This is a genomic window from Pseudomonas sp. PD9R (assembly GCF_019200975.1).
Lineage (GTDB): Bacteria > Pseudomonadota > Gammaproteobacteria > Pseudomonadales > Pseudomonadaceae > Aquipseudomonas.
Window position 1 is genome coordinate 224,650 of the sequence record NZ_JAHTMR010000009.1, and the last position, 6,289, is coordinate 230,938.

Sequence of the window (6,289 nt, forward strand, 5' to 3'; positions counted from 1 at the left end):
CAGCCTCTACCAGAGAACCAGGATGTTGATTTTCAACTGCACCGAAGCGGCGAGCAATTTCTTCAGCCGCGTGCACAAGGGTAAAAAGATCACTCCGGTGGAAAAACCGCCATCGCCCGTTATTGAGGACGATCAGACCGGTGAATTCGCCGAACAATGGCTGGTTCACGCCATTACTGTTCACCGCAAACATGTGTCGTTCGCGATTCATATCCAGACCCGTTATTGCATGATTTTCGCCGATGCAAAAAAGGCTGACACTGAAGGTTTTATCCAGCGCTTTGTTGATCGCTGGATCTACGGATTGATGCGTGATGCGCTGCACCATGACGTCCTGCAGTGGATCAATCATGACGCCATGTTGGAGCGATTCAACGAAAGCAATCGCCACCACCGACTGTACAAGCGCGGTCATCGTAGTGCGCAAGGCCATCTGAGCGAAATGTCCTGGATCTTTCAGGATTACGCTGCAGAGTGGGGCTGTCTACCACCGGATGAGTTCACTGCGGGTCGCTTCGACGCGAAGATTAACGCTTTCATCAGAGGCAACAAAAGCGCCAAAGGTTATCTGGTCCCGGACGAAGAAATGGTGGCTCACTGGTTGCGTCAATACTGCCGTCTCGACGAACCTGGCATCGAGGCCGCACGCAATCGACGAGAAGAAGTAAGGCAGGAAATACATGGCTTGGAAGCCGCCCACGCGATGCAGGATCAGCCGCCGGACTAACTCGCCAACTCGAGTTATTTATCCGCCAACCCCGGTGCCTCCCGCACGATAAAGTGATCCAGATTCTCGATGTTGGCACTGAACACCCCGAACGTTTGCTCGGGGTTTTTCTTGCTCGGCACCTGCTTCAACTCCGGCGTCACACCATAGAAAAAGCAAAACAACTCACGTTCACTCTCGATGGCGTGCTTGATCTCCTCCAGAAACGCCTTGCGCTTGCGGTAGGTGTCGATCAACTTCTTGCTCAGGTAAACGTTGACCGAATACGGCTTCTTCTTCGCCTCGTGCGCTTGCTTGAACCAAACCTTCTGTTCGAAATCGATGCGAAAGCTCTGGGTGTAATCCTTGATCTCCTTGATCTTGCCCCAGTAAATCAGCCCCTTGTTATCCGACAGGTATTCGATCTTTTTGAAGAACGAAGCGTAAGACGCCGTGTGCTCGCCAATTTTGAGCGGCATACGCTTGAGCAACTCCTTGTCCTCGAAGTTCGAGACAAAACACTCCACAGGGTGGGCGAAGATGCTGGTCTTGTCCGGCGCCGAATCACCGCTCGGGTGCTCGGCATCACTGGCCGCTGACGGCGTTCGTGGCTCATCGCGCGCAATGTCCGCAGCCACCGCCGGGCTCGACGGCTTGCGCACATACTCACGCCGAGTCAGTAACAACTCCGACGGGAAATGCTCCTCGCGACTGTCATCCGTTTCCGCACCGTCCGCGTCCACGCCCGACGCCGGCGTCTTGAGACTGACATAAGGACAATCCGCCACATGCCGGGTGCTGGGCGTGTTCTTGAAGTGCGGGGTGCGGATGTAATTCACGTTTTTGGCGTTGAACGTCGTCAATACATTTGCTGCATCGAAGGCTGCCCTGCATGCGTCATTGGGACATTGGAAATGTTCCTTGGCGGAATTGAACACCATCGTCTCGTCGAAATTCAAATCGCGCACGTCATAGATCGACAGTTTTTCATCAAGGCTGAGGCAGTAGGCGAGGTCGAATTTCATGCTGGGCTCGGGTCCTTGAGGGGGGATGGTATTAATAGCGGGAGCCGGGGCGAGTTGCACTGACTGTTTTCAACACACCACAAAACCCGCAGCAATCCACCGAATCTGTAGGAGCGAGCTTGCTCGCGAAAAACCCAAGCACGCCACTGAGTATCTGGTTCTACGCACCATCGTTCGCAACGTGCAACGGAACACCGCCAAGAGCCGGCTCGCCATGCCTATCGAAAATCTCAGCCTTCATCTAGCGTGGCCAACTCCATGGAGGTGCTATATGAATGAACGGATACAAGTAAATATGCACCGAGTTTGTCGTATTTTTCCACAGCATTACTTTTGTAGTCCCATTCATATATTCAAGCGTTGCAGCTAAGTTGAAATAGGTAGGCTGCGTCATACACTTTTTTCTCGAGTAAAGCCTCCAAGGCTCCAAGCTGCTCGTCCGTAAGGTTGTATCCCTCCCATCCGTGCTGCTCAGCAGTCCAACCCATGATGTTTTTAATTTCCTGGTCGTGCCCAGTCGGTAGCTCCACTTCGAATGCCAGCAGTTCGTTATGTTTGTGAAAGGCTTCGATTACATAAATCATGGTTCCACACTCCTAGAGTTGTCTGCGGGTTTGGTTTGCTTGCCAGTAGTCGGATCATATTCTCCGAGATGGCGGCCGCGTTTGTCGTACATCTCCACAGTGCCGTGCTGCGAGTCCCATTCAAAAATTGTCCCTTTTGACGTTTTCCATCGTTTTCGAAGGCCACCGCCGCCTTTTAGTGGGGTCTTGCGTTTCGCTCTCGTTGCATCGGGAAAGGCAACTAGCCCCTTCGGTGCGGGATGATAATTGTGGTCAGCAACACTCACCACAACATATACCGGCCTAATCCCTGATTCAGCCGGAAACACCAGAATGAAATCCTTGTACTCCGGCGGATATACCGGGTTCACGATGATGCTTTCAGCTGCTTTCGTCGGCGGGTAAACCCAGATATGCGGTGCTTGCGGGGCGGCCTCCAGCGCCGGAATGCCCAGGATGTCGGAACCATCCACGGCCGGTGTCCAGATCAGTTCAATGCCGTCACCCAGGTCAGCCACCTGCTGGCTGCCAAGCAAGGTGAACTGCACGACATCAACCATTTCCCAATCGCGATTTTTACCGGTGTAGAAACCATATCCCTTGAGGCTGCCGTCAGCCTGTTGCTCCACCCGCAGACGAACGCGAGTGCGGGCCTGTTTGAGCGCACGGAGTTGGTCTTCGGTGTATAGCGAGCTGTCGCCCAGATTCGATTGTGTGACCAGGGCAACAAGACCAACGAGTGTTGCTGCAACGGCGCTCGCGGCGGCCACGGGAACCGCGGCGAATGCCGAGCCGGATTTGTCTAGGTGCCTGCGCGTGTTCCGATGAAGTATTCCAGTCCCTCTGGGAAATCAATTTTGAGTAAATCTGCAATCTGCCTGACTTGATGTTCAGTAAGTTGCAGTTCACCGGGCTCTAATTCTTCGAGGGTTTTTGACTCAGTCAGTTGAGCCAGAATCTGGTTGAGCTCGTAATTTTTTAGAGCCAGTTCGAATTGCAATGTATCGTCCTGCTTCTCATCGGGATAAAAGCCGGTGATGGAAAGATAGCGCATGTTTTTTCTCTCTTGGGTCACTTTGGGGTCTTCCTGCCTGGCTTAGCGTCCTTTGTTCGTTCTCCCGTTAAATGATTAAACTCGCCCAGATGGTTTCCTAATTTATCGTACATCTCAACTGCACCGCTTTTGGAGTCCCACTCATATATTCGCCCTTTACGGTCTAACCAACGAGCTCGTTTTTTACCTCCGCCTTGAACTGAAGCTTTCGATTTCACGCGGGTCGTGTCGGGGAAGGCAGGAAGGGTTTCCGGGTCATCGTAATACTTATGATCCCCTGGCATACTCATGACGATGTACACCGGCTTCACGAGTGACCCCGCCGGAAACACCAGAATGAAATCCTTGTACTCCGGCGGATATACCGGGTTCACGATGATGCTTTCAGCTGCTTTCGTCGGCGGGTAAACCCAGATATGCGGTGCTTGCGGGGCAGCCTCCAGCGCCGGAATGCCCAGAATGTCGGAACCATCCACGGCCGGTGTCCAGATCAGTTCAATGCCGTCACCCAGGTCAGCCACCTGCTGGCTGCCACGCAAGGTGAACTGCACGACATCAACCATTTCCCAATCGCGGTTTTTGCCGGTGTAGAAACCGTATCCCTTGAGGCTGCCGTCAGCCTGTTGCTCCACCCGCAGACGAACGCGAGTGCGGGCCTGTTTGAGCGCACGGAGTTGGTCTTCGGTGTAGAGGGAGCTGTCGCCCAGATTCGATTGTGTGACCAGGGCAACAAGTCCAACGAGTGTTGCTGCAACGGCGCTCGCGGCGGCCACGGGAACAGCGGCGAATGCCGAGCCGGCCAAGGCGAGGAAGCCCAAACCGGCGGGAATCGCCGCGCCACTGATCTTCTTCAGTGGCACAGCACCTGATTCATCCGCTTCGCGAGCACCCAGCAGAATCAGTTCGCCGTAGTCTTTCAGGCTGTCGGTCGGCACCATCCCTGAGGGATTCGAATAATTGATGATGGCGTCCGGCAGGTTGCAGGACTTGGCGAAGACACATCCGGCTTGAGTGGGCTTTTGCTTTTCGGCTATGACCTGACGCCCACGTTCGAAGGCGTCTTGCCTGGCCAACATGGCTTCGTAGGCTTTTTGTCTGGCGTCCCGCTCGGCTAATTCGGAGGCAGTCATGTAGCGGTAGGTGACGTGATGCCCATCACCAGAGGGTGGATTCTTAATCCGCGGAATGTCCTTGTTGCCAGCCACTTATCATCCTTTCGTTCGTCCATCGGCAGCCACGGAAAAGGGGCTGCGCGACGTTAACGAACGGGACACGTTGAGGCTGTAGGACGCGTCTTGAATGATGTTAGGAGTTGTAGCTGTTTATCAAGATGGCAGGCGCAGAGTCTCGACTCGCCGCCTTCGTGTATCTATGAAGTTTTCCAGGCTCAATCACTCAAACTTCAACCGCTCCACCTTCTTATAAAGCGAAACAGTGAACTCATCGCGATCACTTGAATGGTGACAACGTCGATGACAGTTTGGGCAAAGCGCCACAGCATTGCTCGGACGATCCGATCCAAGCTGCGCCAAATGCTTAACGTGATGAACCTCAAGAAACGGCCGACCATCCTTTTCAAACGGAGCCGGTTTTCCGCAACCTTCGCAGATACCCTTAGCCTCTTTCCGCACCCAAGCTCTAACCTCAGGATCGCGAACAAAGGAGTTGCCCGAGCCGAGGACTTGTTGTGGCTTCAGAATCCCCTTCGGCACGCCCTCGAGCGGTTGTTTTTCAAGTTTGGCGGCACGTCGTTCTAGCGTTGCCTCATCAGCGGTCGGGGCAAAATCCTCCGGCGTTAAGGTGCTAGGCGCGTTCAGCGCTTCACGAATGCTACGCGCCACATTCGCACCAACATTTTTGGCAGGTTTGTATCCCTCAATACGATCTCGTTCGAGTTCGACCAGCACGGTAGAGATGTTCTGCATCCGAAACTCAACCGAACCTTTGGAGCGACCCGCTAAAGCACCCTCGCGCAGGACCCGATTCTCGTGAGCTTTATTGACCTTCTGACCGCTCTGCTCGCGTGACAGCATGCTGAGATAGGCATCGACAGCAGCCTGAATCTCCGCATCACTCCAATCGCTGTTGCTCTTTTCCGTATCCATACAATCGCCGAGGGTTGAAAACCCTCGGACGATACTGAGTGGCTATTACGACTGTCTACGAAAATTCCTACAGAAAAGAGCGACGCGTCACTCAAACGATCCTACAAAGACACCGGTACTAACCCACCGAATGCTTCGACGATTGAAACGCATCCACAACCTTCCGCCACCAAGGCTTACCCACCGGCACCCGCCGCCGTGTGCGGCTGAGCAGTAGCAACGGCATATCCCGCAGCCGTATCCAGCCCTCATCCTGCCAATGCAATAGGCTCAATGACATCTCCGGCCAATCCAACAAACTCAACATCGGCCGATCGGCATTGTCCGACGGCAACGCATCACGCAAGGCCGGGACAACCTGATGCGTTAACCACTCACGTAACAACCGATTCCCCGGTGCGTAGTGATACACCAACAAGGCATACACACCAGACTCGCTAAGCATCAACCGTTGCTCTGATTGGCCGTGGTAGCGAATTAACAGTGTGTGCCTTTGATCCTCATCGAGTTTGCTGACCATACGATCATTCAAGTGGACGCCCATTAGGCGACCGAGGTCGCGGGCGCAGAACTGAACGAGCCCCATGAAAGACAGGACACCGTTTCCCCCTTACGATAAGGGATAGGCAAACGGTTATGTTTATGACTAACAGCAACGATAAGAGTGGGGAGCTTTTGGGTCAGGAGCGGCGGCGCCGCTGGAGCCCAGAGCAAAAACTGGCCATGGTTCGCGAGAGTCTTGAGCCAGGACAAAGTGTGTCGGTCGTCGCTCGGCGCAACGGCATCAATGCCAATCAGCTGTTTCTKTGGCAGCCTGAAATCAGAGCTGTCTCTTA

8 protein-coding genes and 1 pseudogene are annotated in these 6,289 nt (G+C 54.0%); 2 read left to right on the forward strand and 7 right to left on the reverse strand.

The window, feature by feature from the left end; all coding sequences use genetic code 11:
* Positions 1 to 22 precede the first annotated feature (22 nt).
* Positions 23 to 727: a hypothetical protein gene (locus tag KUF73_RS18920; protein WP_218439575.1), complete on the forward strand. Its 705-nt coding sequence runs from the start codon at positions 23 to 25 to the stop codon at positions 725 to 727.
* A 14-nt stretch (positions 728 to 741) separates the two neighbouring features.
* On the opposite strand, the gene KUF73_RS18925 is transcribed toward KUF73_RS18920, so the two are convergent.
* The 7 genes and pseudogenes from KUF73_RS18925 to KUF73_RS18955 form a co-directional block, all read right to left on the reverse strand.
* Positions 742 to 1,731, reverse strand: coding sequence for a hypothetical protein (locus KUF73_RS18925; protein WP_218439576.1), 990 nt, complete (start codon positions 1,729 to 1,731; stop codon positions 742 to 744).
* Positions 1,732 to 2,084: 353 nt separating this feature from the next.
* Positions 2,085 to 2,315, reverse strand: a complete 231-nt coding sequence (locus KUF73_RS18930; RefSeq protein WP_218439577.1) for a hypothetical protein — start codon at positions 2,313 to 2,315, stop codon at positions 2,085 to 2,087.
* Positions 2,312 to 3,091, reverse strand: a pseudogene (locus KUF73_RS18935) (colicin E3/pyocin S6 family cytotoxin); the annotation flags it as partial. The gene KUF73_RS18930 and the pseudogene KUF73_RS18935, both read right to left, overlap by 4 nt.
* 5 nt (positions 3,092 to 3,096) lie before the next feature.
* Complete coding sequence (locus KUF73_RS18940; RefSeq protein ID WP_218439578.1) at positions 3,097 to 3,348, reverse strand: pyocin S6 family toxin immunity protein; 252 nt, start codon at positions 3,346 to 3,348, stop codon at positions 3,097 to 3,099.
* Between the two features lie 17 nt (positions 3,349 to 3,365).
* Positions 3,366 to 4,553, reverse strand: a complete 1,188-nt coding sequence (locus tag KUF73_RS18945) for an S-type pyocin domain-containing protein (protein WP_218439579.1) — start codon at positions 4,551 to 4,553, stop codon at positions 3,366 to 3,368.
* 186 nt (positions 4,554 to 4,739) lie between these two features.
* Positions 4,740 to 5,453, reverse strand: a complete 714-nt coding sequence (locus KUF73_RS18950) for an HNH endonuclease signature motif containing protein (protein WP_218439580.1) — start codon at positions 5,451 to 5,453, stop codon at positions 4,740 to 4,742.
* A gap of 118 nt (positions 5,454 to 5,571) precedes the next feature.
* Positions 5,572 to 6,039: a Bro-N domain-containing protein gene (locus KUF73_RS18955; protein WP_256345662.1), complete on the reverse strand. Its 468-nt coding sequence runs from the start codon at positions 6,037 to 6,039 to the stop codon at positions 5,572 to 5,574.
* 56 nt (positions 6,040 to 6,095) lie between these two features.
* Here KUF73_RS18955 and KUF73_RS18960 point away from each other — a divergent pair.
* Positions 6,096 to 6,289 (forward strand): transposase (locus KUF73_RS18960; RefSeq protein ID WP_218439581.1); only part of this gene is annotated, 194 nt, incomplete at its 3' end.

Coding starts and splice junctions, on each gene's coding strand:
- KUF73_RS18930 (WP_218439577.1), bottom strand. CDS start 2,315: ATGATTTATGTAATCGAAGCCTTTCACAAACATAACGAACTGCTGGCA.
- KUF73_RS18925 (WP_218439576.1), bottom strand. CDS start 1,731: ATGAAATTCGACCTCGCCTACTGCCTCAGCCTTGATGAAAAACTGTCG.
- KUF73_RS18955 (WP_256345662.1), bottom strand. CDS start 6,039: ATGGGGCTCGTTCAGTTCTGCGCCCGCGACCTCGGTCGCCTAATGGGC.
- KUF73_RS18940 (WP_218439578.1), bottom strand. CDS start 3,348: ATGCGCTATCTTTCCATCACCGGCTTTTATCCCGATGAGAAGCAGGAC.
- KUF73_RS18920 (WP_218439575.1), top strand. CDS start 23: ATGTTGATTTTCAACTGCACCGAAGCGGCGAGCAATTTCTTCAGCCGC.
- KUF73_RS18950 (WP_218439580.1), bottom strand. CDS start 5,453: ATGGATACGGAAAAGAGCAACAGCGATTGGAGTGATGCGGAGATTCAG.